The sequence below is a fragment of the Myxococcus sp. NMCA1 genome (genome assembly GCF_026810205.1).
In the GTDB taxonomy this organism is placed as follows: Bacteria; Myxococcota; Myxococcia; order Myxococcales; family Myxococcaceae; genus Myxococcus; species Myxococcus xanthus_A.
Genome location: NZ_CP113950.1, coordinates 1,541,358 through 1,556,485 on the forward strand (window position 1 = coordinate 1,541,358; position 15,128 = coordinate 1,556,485).

At 69.7% G+C, this 15,128-nt stretch carries 13 protein-coding genes; 6 read left to right on the forward strand and 7 right to left on the reverse strand.

Going from position 1 to position 15,128, the window contains the following annotated elements; genetic code table 11:
* Positions 1–25 precede the first annotated feature (25 nt).
* The gene (locus OZ403_RS06610; RefSeq protein ID WP_237080217.1) at positions 26–532 is read left to right on the forward strand and encodes a hypothetical protein; all 507 of its coding nucleotides are present in this window, start codon (positions 26–28) and stop codon (positions 530–532) included.
* A 2-nt stretch (positions 533–534) separates the two neighbouring features.
* Here the strand turns inward: OZ403_RS06610 and OZ403_RS06615 are convergent, their stop codons facing one another.
* Both OZ403_RS06615 and OZ403_RS06620 read right to left on the reverse strand, forming a co-directional pair.
* Positions 535–2,187, reverse strand: a complete 1,653-nt coding sequence (locus tag OZ403_RS06615; RefSeq protein WP_268783725.1) for a GMC family oxidoreductase — start codon at positions 2,185–2,187, stop codon at positions 535–537.
* Positions 2,184–2,840 carry a gluconate 2-dehydrogenase subunit 3 family protein gene (locus tag OZ403_RS06620; RefSeq protein ID WP_268783726.1) on the reverse strand — a complete coding sequence of 219 codons (657 nt, stop codon included), beginning with the start codon at positions 2,838–2,840 and terminating at the stop codon, positions 2,184–2,186. Before OZ403_RS06620 ends, OZ403_RS06615 begins: the two co-directional genes overlap by 4 nt.
* Before the next feature lie 134 nt (positions 2,841–2,974).
* Between OZ403_RS06620 and OZ403_RS06625 the strand changes: the two genes are divergently transcribed.
* On the forward strand, positions 2,975–4,321 hold the full coding sequence (locus OZ403_RS06625; protein WP_268783727.1) for a hypothetical protein: 1,347 nt from the start codon (positions 2,975–2,977) through the stop codon (positions 4,319–4,321).
* On the forward strand, positions 4,318–4,890 hold the full coding sequence (locus tag OZ403_RS06630) for a hypothetical protein (RefSeq protein ID WP_140853260.1): 573 nt from the start codon (positions 4,318–4,320) through the stop codon (positions 4,888–4,890). Before OZ403_RS06625 ends, OZ403_RS06630 begins: the two co-directional genes overlap by 4 nt.
* 106 nt (positions 4,891–4,996) lie before the next feature.
* On the opposite strand, the gene OZ403_RS06635 is transcribed toward OZ403_RS06630, so the two are convergent.
* Complete coding sequence (locus OZ403_RS06635) at positions 4,997–5,641, reverse strand: DUF3332 domain-containing protein (protein ID WP_140788322.1); 645 nt, start codon at positions 5,639–5,641, stop codon at positions 4,997–4,999.
* Between the two features lie 138 nt (positions 5,642–5,779).
* Positions 5,780–7,144: a sigma 54-interacting transcriptional regulator gene (locus OZ403_RS06640; RefSeq protein ID WP_011551462.1), complete on the reverse strand. Its 1,365-nt coding sequence runs from the start codon at positions 7,142–7,144 to the stop codon at positions 5,780–5,782.
* A 301-nt stretch (positions 7,145–7,445) separates the two neighbouring features.
* On the opposite strand from OZ403_RS06640, the gene OZ403_RS06645 reads away from it, so the two are divergent.
* On the forward strand, positions 7,446–8,027 hold the full coding sequence (locus tag OZ403_RS06645) for a hypothetical protein (RefSeq protein WP_140788325.1): 582 nt from the start codon (positions 7,446–7,448) through the stop codon (positions 8,025–8,027).
* Positions 8,028–8,082: 55 nt separating this feature from the next.
* Here OZ403_RS06645 and OZ403_RS06650 read toward each other — a convergent pair whose 3' ends face one another.
* Entirely contained in the window at positions 8,083–9,780 is a 1,698-nt protein-coding gene (locus tag OZ403_RS06650) for a hypothetical protein (protein ID WP_268783728.1), read from the reverse strand.
* 152 nt (positions 9,781–9,932) lie between these two features.
* On the opposite strand from OZ403_RS06650, the gene OZ403_RS06655 reads away from it, so the two are divergent.
* The gene (locus tag OZ403_RS06655; protein WP_174259411.1) at positions 9,933–10,631 is read left to right on the forward strand and encodes a class I SAM-dependent methyltransferase; all 699 of its coding nucleotides are present in this window, start codon (positions 9,933–9,935) and stop codon (positions 10,629–10,631) included.
* A gap of 7 nt (positions 10,632–10,638) precedes the next feature.
* On the opposite strand, the gene OZ403_RS06660 is transcribed toward OZ403_RS06655, so the two are convergent.
* Both OZ403_RS06660 and OZ403_RS06665 read right to left on the reverse strand, forming a co-directional pair.
* Positions 10,639–11,337 carry a response regulator transcription factor gene (locus tag OZ403_RS06660; protein ID WP_140788331.1) on the reverse strand — a complete coding sequence of 233 codons (699 nt, stop codon included), beginning with the start codon at positions 11,335–11,337 and terminating at the stop codon, positions 10,639–10,641.
* Entirely contained in the window at positions 11,334–12,863 is a 1,530-nt protein-coding gene (locus tag OZ403_RS06665; protein WP_140788333.1) for a sensor histidine kinase, read from the reverse strand. Before OZ403_RS06665 ends, OZ403_RS06660 begins: the two co-directional genes overlap by 4 nt.
* Positions 12,864–13,112: 249 nt before the next feature.
* Here OZ403_RS06665 and OZ403_RS06670 point away from each other — a divergent pair, with 249 nt between their 5' ends.
* Positions 13,113–15,122 carry a c-type cytochrome gene (locus OZ403_RS06670; RefSeq protein WP_140853263.1) on the forward strand — a complete coding sequence of 670 codons (2,010 nt, stop codon included), beginning with the start codon at positions 13,113–13,115 and terminating at the stop codon, positions 15,120–15,122.
* Positions 15,123–15,128 lie beyond the last annotated feature (6 nt).

A 15,128-nucleotide genomic window follows, 5' to 3' on the forward strand; every position in this document is an offset into this window, starting at 1 on the left:
ACACGCCTCGCATGAGGGTCTGAAGATGACGCCGGTTGTAACAGTGTTTGGCCGCAAGGCCCAGGCAGCAGCGGTGCTGCTTTTTGCGTCGCTTTGGGGCGCTTGCGACGGCACGCGTGAGGACTTCATTGGCGCGCGTGTGAAGGACACCTGCGGTGCGGCCTGGCCTGTGTGCGACCGCGTGGCGGGCTGTATTCTCGGCTCGGAAAGTTATTCAGAAGGCCGCTTCCCTGGCCGGCAGCAGCTCATCGTTCAATTGAAGGAAGCCTCCACCGTGAAGGTGAGCCTCTTCCTGGAGGACGTCACCGCGGCGGGAAGTGAAACCGTGATGCTCTTCCATGAAGAGGGCTGCCGTGCGCGCATCCGACGGGCCACGGAAGGCCGCGCGGTGCTGGACGTGATGGAGAGGCAGGGCGCCTTCACCGAGGAGGCGGAGCTCACCGGCGTGGGCGACCACCTCATCGAGTTCGAGTCCGACATGCAGGCGCGCTACATCGTCAAGGTGGACGTGACGCCGCTGCGCAATCGCTAGCGTCAGCCCTTGAGCTTGCGCACCAGGTGGTCCGCCACGCGGAAGCTGTTGGCGCTGATGGTGAGCGTGGACGGCACGCTGCCGCCAGTGGGCATGAAGCTGCCGTCCACCACGTAGAGGTTGGGCACTTCGTGGGCGCGGCAGTCGCGGTCCAGCACGGACGTCGCCGCGTCGTCGCCGAAGCGGCAGGTGCCGTGCTGGAGGATGGACGTCTCCCCGCTGGTGGTGCCGCGCCGGACGTCATCCGGGTCCAGGCGCAGGAGGACCTCCTCGCCGCGCTCTACCAGGAAGCGCGTGGCCGCCAGGTCCATGGGGTGCCGGTCCACGGTGATGGCCGCCACGGGGATGCCGTAGCGGTCCTTCACGCCGTCCTCCACGCTGACATAGGTGCCAGCGGTGGGGAGGAACTCGGCGTAGACCTCGAACTGGAGGATGCGTGAGTCGCGGTACTCCCGCATCTTGTCCTTCAACGCCTTGCCGAAGAGGGCCTTCTCGCCCTTGCCCGCCAGCCCCACTGCGGCGTGGATGGGATTGGGGTGGGCCCACATGAAGCCCAGCGTGCCGCCCTTGCGGAAGCCGAACTGGGCGTCGGGCATCAGGTAGAAGTCCTGGAGGCTGCGGTTCACGAAGGGAGATGGGTCCTTCAGCCACGGCCGCGCGGCGGACTGCTTCGACAGGCGGAAGGTGGCGTGGGACTCACCGAACGAGCTGAAGGTGAGGTTGCGCCCCACCAGCCCGTTGCCGTTGGCCAGGCCTTTGGGGAATCGGCTGGAGGTGGAGTTGAGCAGCAGGCGCGCGCTCTCCACGGCGGTGCAGGACACGACGATGACCTTCGCGGGCTGCTCGCGCGTCACGCCGTCCGCGTCGATGTAGACGACGCTCCTCGCGCGGCCCTGCTTGTCCACCTCCACCGTGCGCGCCATGCAACCGGGGCGCAGGTCCACGTTGCCGGTGGCCACGGCGGCGGGGATGAGGCTGGCGTTGGTGCCACTCTTCGCGCCTGTCTCACAGCCGTAGCTGCCGCACAGCGCGCAGTACGAGCACGGCGCCCGGCCCCGGTAGGGTTTGCTGAGGATGCCGCGCGCGGTGGGCAGCGAGTGCCAGCCCATGGCGCCGCACGCCTTGTCGATTTCCTTCGCCACCGGATGCACGTCCAGCGGCGGTAGCGGGTAGGGGCCACTGCGCGGCTCGGCGAAGGGGTGGGGGACGGACTCGCCGGACACGCCCAGCTCCGCCTCGGCCTTGTCGTAGAAGGGCGCCAGCTCCTCATAGGAGATGGGCCAGTCCGCCACGGTGCTGCCGGGCACGGCGCCCAGCGTGGAGCGCAGCCGGAAGTCCACCGGCTTGAGCCGGTAGAAGAAGCCGCTCATGTGGACGGTGCCACCACCCACGCAGTTGGCCGTCCACGCCGCGCTCGTCTTCTCGTAGCGGCCCTTCGCGCCCTGGCGCACCAGGTGCGGCTCCTCCCACGGCACCGGCATGAAGAAGTTCCGGCGGCTGTTCAGGATTTCGTCGTGGATGAAGTCCTTGGGCTGGTAGTGCGGGCCCTTCTCCAGCAGCACGACCTTGATGCCCGCGCGGCCCAGCTCCAGCGCCATGGGCGCGCCGCCCGCGCCGCTGCCGATGATGCAGACGTCCACTTCGGGCAGGCTCACCGGTGGACCCCACATTCACGCAGGCACTTGGGCCCGTCGTAGCCTTCGGGGGGCGCGGAGGCGACGGTGCCCACGGTGTCGAAGCCCATCAGCCGCCAGCCCACCTTGCCCTGGTTGCCGCCGTAGGACGGGTCCCCGAGGAAGCCCTCCAGCGTCATCACCGTCAGCAGCTCGAAGAAGTGCGCCTCGCCGCTGCGAGGCGGGCTGTCCTTGAAGAGGGTGAGCAGTTCGTCCTGCTGCTCGGCCGTCAGGGCGGCGAAGCCCTTCTGGTGCATGCGCTGGGCGCGGCGCTCCAGGGCCGCCACGCCGGAGAGGAAGTCCTCGCGCACGGGCTCCAGCTCAGGTGTCTGGAGGATGCGGTCGATGTAGACGGGGACGTTCGCATCGAGGGCGCCCGGGTCTTCATCCCGGGGGAGGATGCGCTCGGTGGCCGCGGCCACCACCGCGTATTCGAAGGAGGAGAAGGTGCGCGGGGCCTGGCCGTTCTGCTTCGCCGCCAGCGGACCGGTGTCGGAGGGCGGCGCCTTCTCTTGCGATTCGGAGGAGCGCTTGCAGGCGGGGCCGAGCAGCACCACACCTCCGCCCAGGAAGGTCAGCCGCTGGATGAGGGAGCGCCGGGACAGGCGCCCCCGGTTGGAATGCGCACGTGTCATACGGCGCGCGAGCCTAGCGCACGCAGGCTCTTCGCGCTGTCTTCATGAAACATGCTCGGTTGCTCCCCGCCGCGCGGCGCTGGCGTAGGATGCCGCCACGACGTGCAGGGCCGACAACACACGAGGAGTGGCACATGAAACGGCATGCCTGGGCTCTGGGCCTGGTGCTCGCGCTGGGGTGTGGCAAGGACAGCAACCCGACGCCCCCTGACGCGGGCGGTAACCCCGACGGCGGTCCGATCGACACCTCGGCCTTCGCGAAGTTCGTGGTGGATTCGAGCGAGGGACAGTTCGACCCCATCTCCTCCATCGCCATGGCCGTGGGTCCGCAGGACCGCATCGGCATGGCGTACTTCGTCCGCAACGGGACGATGCGGGAGAACGTGGAGAACATGGACCTGATGTACCGCGAGTTCAACGGCGGGCAGCTCGGCGCGGCGGAGCGCATCGCCACCGTGCAGCGCGTGTACGGTGTGTCCGTGGCCTTCGGGTCGGACGGTCAGCCGGTGGTGACGTACCTGGGCGGCGACCGGGAAGATCCCTCGTCGTTCTGGTTCCAGAGCGACCTGGCGGTGTCCTATCGCAGCGCCTCCGGCGCGTGGACGGAGCGCATCGTCGTGCGGCAATCGAATGAGGCGCAGCCCGTCAACCCCACGACGGACGTGGGTTTCCTGGTGGGGCTCAACCCCGCCATCGTCTTCAACGGGAGCGAGGCGATCGTCGCTTACCGGGATGGGCACAGCGGGCAGTTCGAGCGACAGGACTTCCAGGCCAGTGACCTGGAGATTGCCAGCGGTGGTCCCACGAACTGGCAGCGCCGAGTCGCGGTGTCCTCCGGTGATACCAAGCTGGGTTACGGTGGGCACATCTCCCTGGTGATGGCGGGGGCCCAGCCGGCCCTGGTGCACGACAAGGCGCCAGAGGCAGCGCAGGCCACTGGCACGGACGTGCACTTCCAGCGGCGCAACGCGGACGGTCTCACCTGGACGCCGCTGGTGCGCGTGCAGGCGGTTCCCAACACGCAACTGGGGGCCTCGTTGGCGCATGACCCGGTTGAGGGGTTCGGCATCGCCGTACTGAACAGGAACTCGAACACGCTGACGTACACGGAATGCGCTGACGCCTCCGCGACGTCCTGCACGTCCGAGCGGGACTGGTCCATGCCGGACCCCGTGTTCAACAGCGGCACGGGCGGCTGGTATCCGTCACTGGCCTTCGACCCGGTCCACCATGAGCCGTCCATCGCCTTCTACATCTGCGCCGCCGAGTCCAGCCGCAATGACACCAGCTGCAACCCGAACGACGACGCGCTGGTCATCTCCACGCGCATCCAGGGCATCTGGCGGGAGATGCTGGTGGACGCCGGCGGTGGCTGGTCGCCGAAGCTGGCGTACCTGTCCAATGGCAAGCGCGTCGTCCTGTACCGGGCGCCGGTGGTGGCGCAGGACAAGGGCGTGCTGAAGCTCGCGGTGGAGCGATGACGCGCGCGGTCCGCACGCTGGCGGCCGTGGGCCTCTCGGTCCTGATGGCCGGAGCGGGGCTGGCCGCGTGCGGCCTCGCGGACAACTCGCTGGCCGGCAGCGTGTCCGAGCTCTTCCCGCTGGAGGTGTCCCGCGTGGAGGTGCTGCGCAACGCGGAGGCGTTCCAGGTCAGCTACTACCGGAACAACGACCTGGACGTGGACCTGGTCGTCCGCCTCACGGTGTCCACCGAGGGGCTGGACCTGCGTCCTGGGACGAAGGTGAACCTCGCGGGCACCACGCCGTCGGGACAGGCGCGGGCCACGGTGGTGCACCTCAACGCGGGCGAGCCCGCGCGCGTCTTCGGGCCGGTGAACAAGGGTGACTTGCAGCTGGAGTCTGGAGGCAACCCGGGCGAACCCACGCGCGGAGACTTCTCCATGTCCTTCAGCCGGGGTGACGGCTTTGGCGCCGGCCGCAACCTGGAGGGCACCTTCTCCGTGGTGGCGCAGGACGCGAGCTTCGGCCCGGATCCAGGCGAGCTGCTCGACGGCGGCGTTCCTCCCGACGCGGGCACGCCTCCCGAATAGCGGGAGGGGCTGGAGCGCGTCGAGCGGGCTGCTGTTCGGAAATGTCGGGGGTTTTGGTGCCGCGAATGTCCCGACATTTCCGAACAGTGAGCCGTGGACGTGCTGGCTACTGGGCCACGCAGGTGTTGCTGGCCAGGCCCTGGGACACGGAGGCCTGGGCCACGGCGTGCTGCGCGAGCGCCTGCGCGCCACCCTCTTCGTACACGCGGCGGGCCACGGCCAGCGCGTCACGGGCGTGGACCGTCAGCGTGGTGCCGGCGGCATCCGTCACCGCCACCGCGCCGTCCGTCGCCTCCTGGGCCTGGATGAGCATGGCGCCGGCGTCGTCGCGGACCACCATGCCGTCCTCGAGCGGCTCGAAGTAGCGGACCATCGTCTCCTGGCCCTCGCGCGCCAGCTCCATGCGCATGACGCCCGTCTCCACGTCACGCGACAGGCGCAGCGTGTCGGTGGGGCTCAGCTTGACGATGCGGGTGGTCTCCGGCGCGCCATCGACGCTGGCGACGGGGTTGCTGCCCGTCCAGAACTCGATGCTGTTGATGACGATGGCGTCGATGAACGCGCCCAGCCCGTAGACGGGGATGATGGTGAGCACGAGGAACATCAGCCACTGCACGAACTTGTTGCCGGAGATGTTCTTGTTGAAGTTCCAGATCTTCTGCGTGAGCTGGAACTGGCCGAAGCAGCCGGTGGCGTGCATGGACATGAAACCGGCGAACAGCATGGCGAGCCAGGGGGACGGACGCTTCATTCTTTGACGTCTCCTAGAGGGGGGAGGCTTGACTCCCAGTGCGCCGCGAACATGCCACGGCTCGCACGGGTGTCACGAGCCCCTTCCACGCTCCGTCCGCTGTTTGCCAGTCCGACGCGCCAGACGCCTGCGGGTGCCTCAGTCCGTCTCGCTCTGAACGAGTCCGTACTTGTGGAGCAGCGAGTACAGGTGCTTCCGGTCCAGCTCGGCCTCGCGGGCGGCGCGGGCGATGTTGCCTTTAGCGCGGCCCAACAGCCGGGTGAGGTACTCGCGCTCGAAGGCGCGGATGAGCTCGTCCTTGCAGACCTTGAAGGGGCCGGTGAACTCCACCGGCAGGGAGTCCCCGGCGGCGGCGGGGGCCTCGCGGGTGAACTCGCGCAGCAGGGTGTCCCCGGCCAGCTCGGGAATGTCCACCATGTGCCGGGCGCGCTCCAGGGCGTTGCGCAATTCGCGCACGTTGCCCGGCCAGGTGTGCCCGGTGAACTGCTCGCGAATCTTCTCCGGCAGCCGGGGCCACAGGCCTTCGCCCGCGAAGGCATCCACCAGGAGGGGGATGTCCTCCTTGCGGTCCCGGAGCGAGGGCAGGCTGACGGTGAAGACGGAGAGGCGGAAGTAGAGGTCCTCGCGGAAGCGGCCCGCCTGCGTCTCCGCCCACAAGTCCTTCTTGCTGGCGACGATGATGCGCGCGTCGAAGGAGATGGGGGAGGAGGCGCCGAGCCGGCGGAACTCCCGGTCCTCGATGGCGCGCAGCAGCTTGGGCTGCAGGTCCAGGGCGAGGTCGTCGATTTCGTCCAGGAAGAGGGTGCCGCCGTTGGCGCGCTCCAGGCAGCCGATGCGCTGGCTCACCGCGCCGGTGAAGGCGCCCTTCTCATGGCCGAACAGCTCGCTCTCGATGAGGGAGTCGGACACGCTGGCGCAGTCGAAGACGACGAGCGGCCCGCCCGCGCGGGGACTGAGCTTGTGGGTGGCCTTGGCGGCGGCGCCCTTGCCGGAGCCCGTCTCACCGACCAGCAGCACGGTGGAGTCGGTGGGCGCGATGCGCTGGAGCAGCGCGAAAATCTGCCGCATGGGCAGGCTGCGGCCCACCAGGTCGCCCAGCCGGTCCTCCAGGATGGGCTCGACCTGGACCGGGGAGACCTGGGGACTGAAGCGCAGGCGCACGTCGCCGACTTCCAGCAGGGCGCCAGGGCGGAGGAAGGCCTCACGTACCTGGGCACCGTCGAGGAAGGTGCCGTTGGTGGAGCCCAGGTCCTGCACGAGGAAGCGGTCCCCCTGGCGGCGCACCACCAGGTGGTTGCGGCTCACGGTGGGGTGGTCGATGACGACGTCATTGTCCGGGGCCTTGCCCACGCGGAGGGCTTCATTGGCCAGGGGGAAGACGGTGCCGGCGCGCTCGGTGTCCAGCAGGACGAGGTGGAAGAGCTGGGCGGAGAGCCGTTCCCCTTGAGTCCGTGCGCCAATGACGGTGTGAGAGGGGATGGGTGCGGGGGGCAGGGCGGGCATGGCCGGCGGGGATTCTAGACGGCTTCGCGCCTCGTGGTGACTTCCTGTCCCTCAGGATGATGCCCGCCCAGCAGCCGGCCATCCGTGGGCCGGCCGGGGCAGGGTGGGCATCCGGTGCAGGGCGGAAGCGGGCTGCCCACGGCCCGCTGTCACCGCACGGAGACACATGAAGGAGGTCAGCCCGCATCGGTTCGACCCGGGGCGTCCTGGCCGGCGGCGGACGTCGGCGCTCGATTTGGACGCTATCGGCGGGCGGCGTGGCGGCTTAGGACGCGGGGCAGCGAACCTGGAGGACTCTGTGATGACGGATGTGCGCCCCGAGGCGAAGCCCGTACAGAGGAATCGTGACGAATTGATTGATGCGCTGCGACAGCACCTCGCGGGCACCTTTCGCTGGGCTGGCGCGAGCGTGGTGCTGGGGGCCCTGGCGGTGCTCTATGGGTGGTCGTCGTTCCAGCAGGAACTGGATGCCGGAAGACACAGATGGCCGTTCAGTGCCCAGCTCCCGGTGTGGGGGAGCCTGCTCGTGGTCATCGGCCTGCTCGCCTTCTGGCTGGCGCCTCGCTACACGCGGAGGCTGGTGCGAAGCGTGGAAGCCGATGTGCGGGTTTCGCTGCTGATGACGGTCGAGCGGAAGGAGTTGCCCGGAGACGACAACGATGTCTTGTTCGTCGCCACCCTGTACACCCCGAAGCAACAGCGCGTGGTGCTTCAAAACGTGCATTTTCGTCAGGGGTACAAGCCGCTGGCCTATCCCTTCGAGGAAGGCGTTTCCCTGGCGCCGGTGCAGGTGTACGGCAGGCCCGGCCGGGGCCCCATCGTCATCGACGCGGGCTGGGCGTTCCTGCTGCCCGCCAACCTGACGTACCCCTGGTACAAATAGGAGCGGCCGCTCCCTTGGAACGAAGCGGCCGCCACGGCCCTGCCGCGAGGTGTGGCTAGTCCCCGGAGTAGACGCCGATGGTGCCCGGCATCACGGTGCCATCGCTCAGCGTGGTGCCCTGGAAGGCCACCAGCATGCGGCGCCGCGGGCCGGAGCGGTCCACCTGGATGTCCGGCACGCGCATGCTGGACAGCTCACGCCCGAGCACGGAGAGGCCGTAGTGGGAGACGGAGCCGCCCCGGACACGGGAGAGGCCGCCGCCCCAGCTGTGACCGGCCCAGACGCTGCCGTTGGCCGGGTCCGCCGCCACGCTGGCCACGTGCGGCGCGGCCAGCTCGTTCTTCAGCGTGCGCACCACCTGGCCGCTGTCGTTCAGCTCCGCGAGGCCGTGGCCGAAGGAGCCCACCCAGGCGGAGGTGCCCACGACGGCGATGCCGGAGACCAGGTCATCCGTGCGCTGCTCCGGACGGGAGTAGCGCTCCTCGCCCACCGCGTCCTTCCAGATGTCGATGCGGTTCCATGCGGAGGCTCGGGACTCCGTACGCGTCTGGCCCTCCCAGAAATCGTTCGCGACCGTGCCGTAGAAGTAGCGCGTCGTCCGGTTGGCGCCGCCGACCCAGACGTCGCCGTCCGGACGCACGCCCAGGCCCCAGTACGCATCCGTGAGCAGCGCGGGCTGAACCCTCCACCGGCTCCGGTCCTCTCCGTACTGGGCCCGGTCCGCCGTGGGGTTCGTGTAGATGTACGCGTTGATGCCCGGGTGCGAGTGCTCCTCCACGCCCCAGCAGTGGAACTGCCCGTTGCACGTCGGGTCGCCCCGGTAGTCCGCATCACCGCGGGCGAGGCCGTGGTTGGCGCCAAACCAGACGCTGTTGGTTTTCGCGTCATATGCGATGCGCCAGATGTTGCAGAGCTTCTCGCGGCCTCGCAGCTCGGCCTCGACGACGTTCGGTCCCGAGAAGATGTCGTAGTGCACGACGTCGAGCGTGCCGTCCGCGCGCAGTGCGACACGGTCGGCGTCACCGCTCTTGTATCGCGCGGGGTCCGGCGCGTTGCTGTCCCAGTTGTTCTCGCAGTGGAGCGCGCCGTCGCCCGGCATGCCCTCGTAGCCGACGAAGACGGTGTCGTTCCAAGCGCCCGCGACAGAGATGACCTTGAGGTACTTCGGTCCCGGCGGCGCGCTGCCGTCCGGCATGTAGCCGTACGGGCGCAGGCCTTCCGCCATCGTGTAACGCCGGAAGGTGCGCTCACCCTTCTTCATGAGGAAGAGCCCTTCTTCGCCGCCCGCCACCCAGATGTTGCCGGATGCGTCCGCGCTCACGCCGTGGATGAAGCGGGGGCCGCCCGCCTCGCGGCCGAAGAACTCCCAGTTCGCCGCGGAAGGCGTGGGCAGGGGCACTTCCACAGGGCCCCCGTCCGGCGTGCCACCGTCGTCATCCGGCGTACCCGAATCCGGCGTGCCACCGTCGTCGTCCGGCGTGCCCGAATCCGGTTCTCCCGCGTCGGGCTCGTCCGCTGTCCCTGAATCCGGCGTGCCCGAGTCCGGCGTGCCTGCATCGCCTTCCGGGGCTTGGGGGGATTCCGAGGGCGGGACGTCCAAGTCCTGTCCGTCCGTCGTGCCACTCCCCGAGCCACAGCCCGTCCACACCCAGCCCGCCATGAAGAGCGCGCCCGCCCATCCCCATCCGCGCTTCATCTCGTCACCGTCCCCTGCTGAAAAGCCGATCGGCCCGAAGTGGGTCGTCGTGTTCAATCCCCGTTCGTTGGCAAGGACGGTGCCAGCACGAGCAGCCTTGAAGCGCGGCGTGTCCGTTGGGCGCCAGACACGATGTGGGTAATCCGCTTCCCAGCGTGCGTACGGGCCTGTCCCGGGCGAGGCCGGATTCGTGCTACTTCCTTCCTCGAATGGGTGGTCATGACGCGCGGGGCCGGATGCCACTTTCTCTTGTCGGTCAGGAGCCGGACCTCCTGTTCTACACACGTCAGGCGGCCGAGCATGGCGGGCCCGTGCTGGTGTTGGGAGCCGCCAATGGCCGGGTGGTGTGGGCGCTGGCGGGACATGGCCATGACGCCGTGGGCGTGGACCCTTCGGAGGTGATGATTCGCTCCGCCGAGGAACAGCGGAGCTCGGAGCCCGAGGACGTCTCACGCAGGGCGCGCTTCCAGGTGGCGGACCTCCGCTCGCTGCGCCTGTCCGAGCGCTTCCCACTGGTGCTCGCGCCCCAGCACGCGTTGGGGCTGATGCCGGGAAAGGATGACTTGGAGGCGTTGCTGGCCACGGTGCGCCACCACCTCACGCCGGACGGCTCCTTCGTCTACGACGTGCTCAACACGCCCCGCGAGCCGGTGCTCCCCCGGGACGACGAGGCGCCCAGCGCCGGCCTGGAGCCCCGCCGCCCGCTCTTCACCCTCCACCTGCGCGAGCGGCGTGCGCCCGGTGGGCCCAGCCCCATCCGCCGCCTCAAGCTGCGGCACTTCACGCCGGAGGAGCTGGACGCGGCGCTCACCGCGGCGGGGTTGGTGCCGCGCGAGCGCTACGGCCGCTTCGACGGCAAGCCCTTCGACCTGGAGGACTCGCGCCACATCGGCATCGCCGGACCGTGAGCGCCCGTCAGCGCTCGAAGCGGTAGCCCAGTCCGCGCACGGTGAGGAAGTGGCGGGGGGCTTCCGGGTCGGGCTCGAACTTCAGGCGCAGCTGGCGCATGAAGTTGTCCACGGTGCGGGCGCTGCCTTCGTAGTGGTAGCCCCAGGCGCCGGACAGCAGCTCCTCGCGGGTGAAGGTGCGCCCCGGGTGCGCGAGGAAGTGCGCCAGCAGCTTGAACTCCTGCGCGGTGAGCTCCACCGGCGTCCCTGCGCGCGCCACCGTGCGGGCGGCCATGTCCACGCTCACGTCGCCGAATGTCACCGGAGGCGGCGAGCCCGCCCCCGCGGACGGGTAGCGCCGGCGCAGCACGGCTTTGATTCGGGCCAGCAGCTCCTGGAGGCCGAACGGCTTCACCACGTAGTCGTCCGCGCCCAGGTTGAGGCCGACAATCTTGTCCGTCTCCATGCCCTTGGCGGAGAGCACGACGACGGGCGTGTCCCGGCCGCGCTGGCGCAGCTCCTTGAGGACCTCGAAGCCGTTGAGCTCCGGCAGCATGACGTCCAGCACCACCAGGTCCGGCGACTCGTCCAGCGCGCGCGCCAGTCCGGTGCGGCCATCCTGGGCCTGGAGCACCTCGTAGCCCTCGAAGCGCAGGTTCATGGACAGGCCCGTGAGGATGGACAGGTCGTCCTCCACGACCAGGATGCTCCGTGTCTTGTCGCTCATGCCTTCCCCGCCGGCAGGTGGATGGTGAACCGGCTTCCCTTGCCTGGCTCGCTCTGCACGGAGATGCGGCCTCCGTGGGTTTCGATGATGCGCCGGGTAATGGCCAGCCCCAGCCCGCTGCCTTCCGTCCTGCGCGTCAGCAGGTTGTCCACGCGATAGAAGCGCTCGAAGATGCGCTTGCGCTCCTTGGGAGCAATGCCCAAGCCGTTGTCCTCCACCGACAGGTCCACCCACTTGTCGTTGCCTCGGACCTGGAGGGTGATGCGGCGGTTTTCCGGCCCGCTGTACTTGTAGGCATTCTGCAGCAGGTTGAGCAACGCGCCGGCCACCGCGGCCCGGTCCACGTCCAGCGCGGGCAAGCCGTCAGACACATCCACCGTCAGGTCTACGCCGTCCTCCATGCGCTGGGTGCGGAAGGCCTCCACCGCCGCGTTCACGAGCTCCGGCACCGGCACGATTTCGCGCTGGTACACCTTGCGCCCGCCTTCGATGCGCGCCCAGTCCAGCACGCGCTCGACGAAGATGGACAGGCGTTCCGTCTCGCGCATCAGCAGGGTGAGCACCTCCTGCATCTGCGCCGGGTCCTTCAGCCGCCCCAGGGCCAGGGTTTCGATGAACATGCGGATGGACGTGAGCGGCGTGCGCAGCTCGTGGCTCACCAGCGACACGAAGTCCGTCTTCATCCGCGACAGCTGCGCCTCGCGGTAGAGCGCGCGGCCGGTGTAGACGACGCCGAAGGTGAGCGTCAGGTAGAACAGGCCCAGCAGCACGCCGTACAGCACGCGGTTGCGCGTGGACGCGCGCGCCACCGGGTCCTCGCCGGTGGGCAGCACCACCAGCCGGAAGTCCTGGAGGGGCGAGGGCAGCACGCGCTCCGCCAGGCCCGTGGGCCCCATGGCGCTGGCGCGCGCCTGCGCCACCTCGGACACCAGCCGCCCCATCAGTCCGCCATCGGAGGGCTCCCGGGGCACGGGCAGCAGGGCGAAGCGCACCGGTTCACTGGACACGGCCCGGGGGTCCACGCGCTCGGCCAGCAGGGCCTCCAGCCTCTGCACCGACAGCCGCACGCCGTGCACCACGCTGCCGCGTCGCTCGGCGGCCACCAGCACCGCGCGCCCGCCCGCGGTGAGCGAGAAGACGGTGGGCTCGGTGGGCAGTCCGCCCGCCTCGGGCACCACGGTGGAGAGCGCCTCCGCCAGTTGGGTGTCCCGGGTGCGGACCTGCCCGTCCTCCAACTGGAAGGCGCCGTCCGGCTCCGACACGGGCTGCCCGTCGGGGAGGATGAACTGGAGTTGGTCATTCACCGGCTCCAGGCTCGCCGAGGCGAGGATGCCCGGCAGCTCCTCCGACAGCGACTCCAGCGTGCCGCGCCAGGCGGCCTCCAGCCGTTTCTCCACGGCCGCGCGCTCGTTGATGATGGCCACCACCCCGAAGCCGGACAGGCCGGCGGATGGCACCACCACCAGGACGATGAGCAGCGCGAACGTGCGCCGGAAGTTGAGGAAGCGGGGCGGAGTGCGGGACACGGCCCCTCTCCTTTACTCCCACCCGGCGCTACACGCTCGTGGCGTTTCACCCACGCCCCCGACAGGGGAGTGTCCACCACCACCTGGAGTGTGTGCGGACGTCATCGACTTCGGGGGTGTTCTGGTGCAAGCATGGGCGGCTGCGGGGCAGGCGTGCGACGTGGGCCGGCCGCCTTCTTCCCCGCTCAGGACGCGGCCGCCCGGTGTCTGGTGGGTGGGACGGGCCGCCGCGAGGAAGGGAACCCCTCCATGAGACGGACGGTCCTGGCCACGGTGCTGGCCTCGATGCTCGCGCTTCCGGCGTGTGAAGACCGCGATGCCCAGGCGACCTGGACCCAGGCGTCGGGCTCGGTGGCGCTCAGCCGGGATGACGCCTTTCTCTACGTGGTGGACTCGGACAACGGCGTCCTCGCCGTGGTGGACACGGCGCGTCGTGAAAAGGTGGGCGAGGTGAAGGTGGGCCTCCTTCCCGAGCGCGTGGCGGTGGGGCCGGACGACACCGTCTACGTCTCCAATCGCGGCTCGCGCAGCGTGTCCGTCATCCGCCGGGGCGACTGGAACGAGGCGGCCCGCATCGCGGTGGGTGTGGAGCCCGTGGGCCTGTCGGTGTCGCCCGCCGGGGACACGCTGTACGTGGTGAACAGCACCGCGCTGGCGACGTCGAGCCACGGCTCGTTGATGGCGGTGGATACGCGCTCGCTGTCGGTGCGCTGGGAATTGCCGGTGGGGGATGAGCCCCGAGGCATCGCGCTGGCGCAGGGTGGCAAGCGCGCGCTCATCACCCGCTTCCGTCAGGGCGACCTGGTCTCCGTGGACCTGACGGACGCGGACCGGCCCCGCGTGGCGCGTGAGCAGACGGACTTGTACGCGCGCGCCAACGTCCGGGACAACGTGGCCGCGGCCCCGGACGGGCTGACGCCGCTGCCTCCGGCCGCGGACATCCGCTTCCAGCCGCGCAGCATGTCGAGCGTGGCGGTGACGCCGGATGGAGAGCGCGCGTTGGCGACCGTGATGTGGGCGCGGGAGGACCCGCTGTCTCCAGACGGGACGCCGACCCCGCCGACCGGGGGCTCGCTCTACGGCGGCGGAGGGCCCTGCAACACGGGCGGCGTGGTAGCGCCGGGGCTGGTCACCTTCGACACGGACACGGGCACGCCCCGGGTGGATGACCTGGACCGGTGCCGTCCGCCGCCGGACCTGTCACCGGACTTTCCGCCCTCCACCATCATCAGCCCGGAGCTGACGCACCCCATCCAGGGGCCGGTGGCGGCGGTGGTGGACCCGACGGGCCTCTGGGCCTTCGTGGTGAACCGGGAGACGGACAACGTCGCCATCATCCCCACGGGGCGCCGTTCGGGCTCGGACCTGATGGCCGGCCTGGGCAGCACGGTGCGTCAGCTGGTGCGCGTGGGCTCCGGTCCCACCGGCATCGCGATGACGCGGGATGGGCGCAAGGCCTATGTCTACAACGCGTTCGACCACACGGTGACGACGCTGGTGAGCGACGGCGCGGGTGGCACCGCCAACATCCGCACGGACGGCGCGCCGCTGCCCATCGCAGGCGACGTGCTGGCGCCCAACGAGGTGGCGGGCCGCAAGCTGTTCTTCAGCGCGCTGGACTCGCGCATGGCCAGTACGTCGGTGGGCGCGTCGTGTGCGAGCTGTCATCCCGATGGCCGCGAGGACGGCCACGTCTGGGGTTTCCCGGACGGGCCTCGTCAGACGCCCAGCCTCGCGGGCCGGAGCATGACGAAGACGGGGCCGTTCCACTGGAGCGGCGAGTTCTCCACCATGCGGGACTTCCTCGACGCGACGGTGCGCCACCGCATGGGCGGGACGGTGCTGGACGGCGTCATGGTGGCGCAGCTGTCCGACTTCATCGACGTGCTGCCCGCGCCGGACAACCCGCACAGGGCTGACGTCCTCACCGACGCGCAGACACGCGGCGAGGCCGTGTTCCGCAAGGCCGCGTGTGACACCTGCCACGGAGGGGAGCACTTCACCCTCAACACGCAGGCCGACGTGGGCACATTCGTCACCTCGGGGCCGCTCCAGGATGACCCGGTGGTGCGCAAGCAGGGGCTCAACACGCCGTCGCTGTTGGGGCTGGCCCGCACCGCGCCGTACCTGCATGACGGCAGCGCCGTGTCGCTGAAGGACCGGCTGATGCAGGGCCGCGAGTCGAACCAGCACGGCGTGACGGCGCAGCTCACCGACGCCGAGGTCGACGACCTGGTGGCGTACCTGCTCACGCTGTAGGGGACG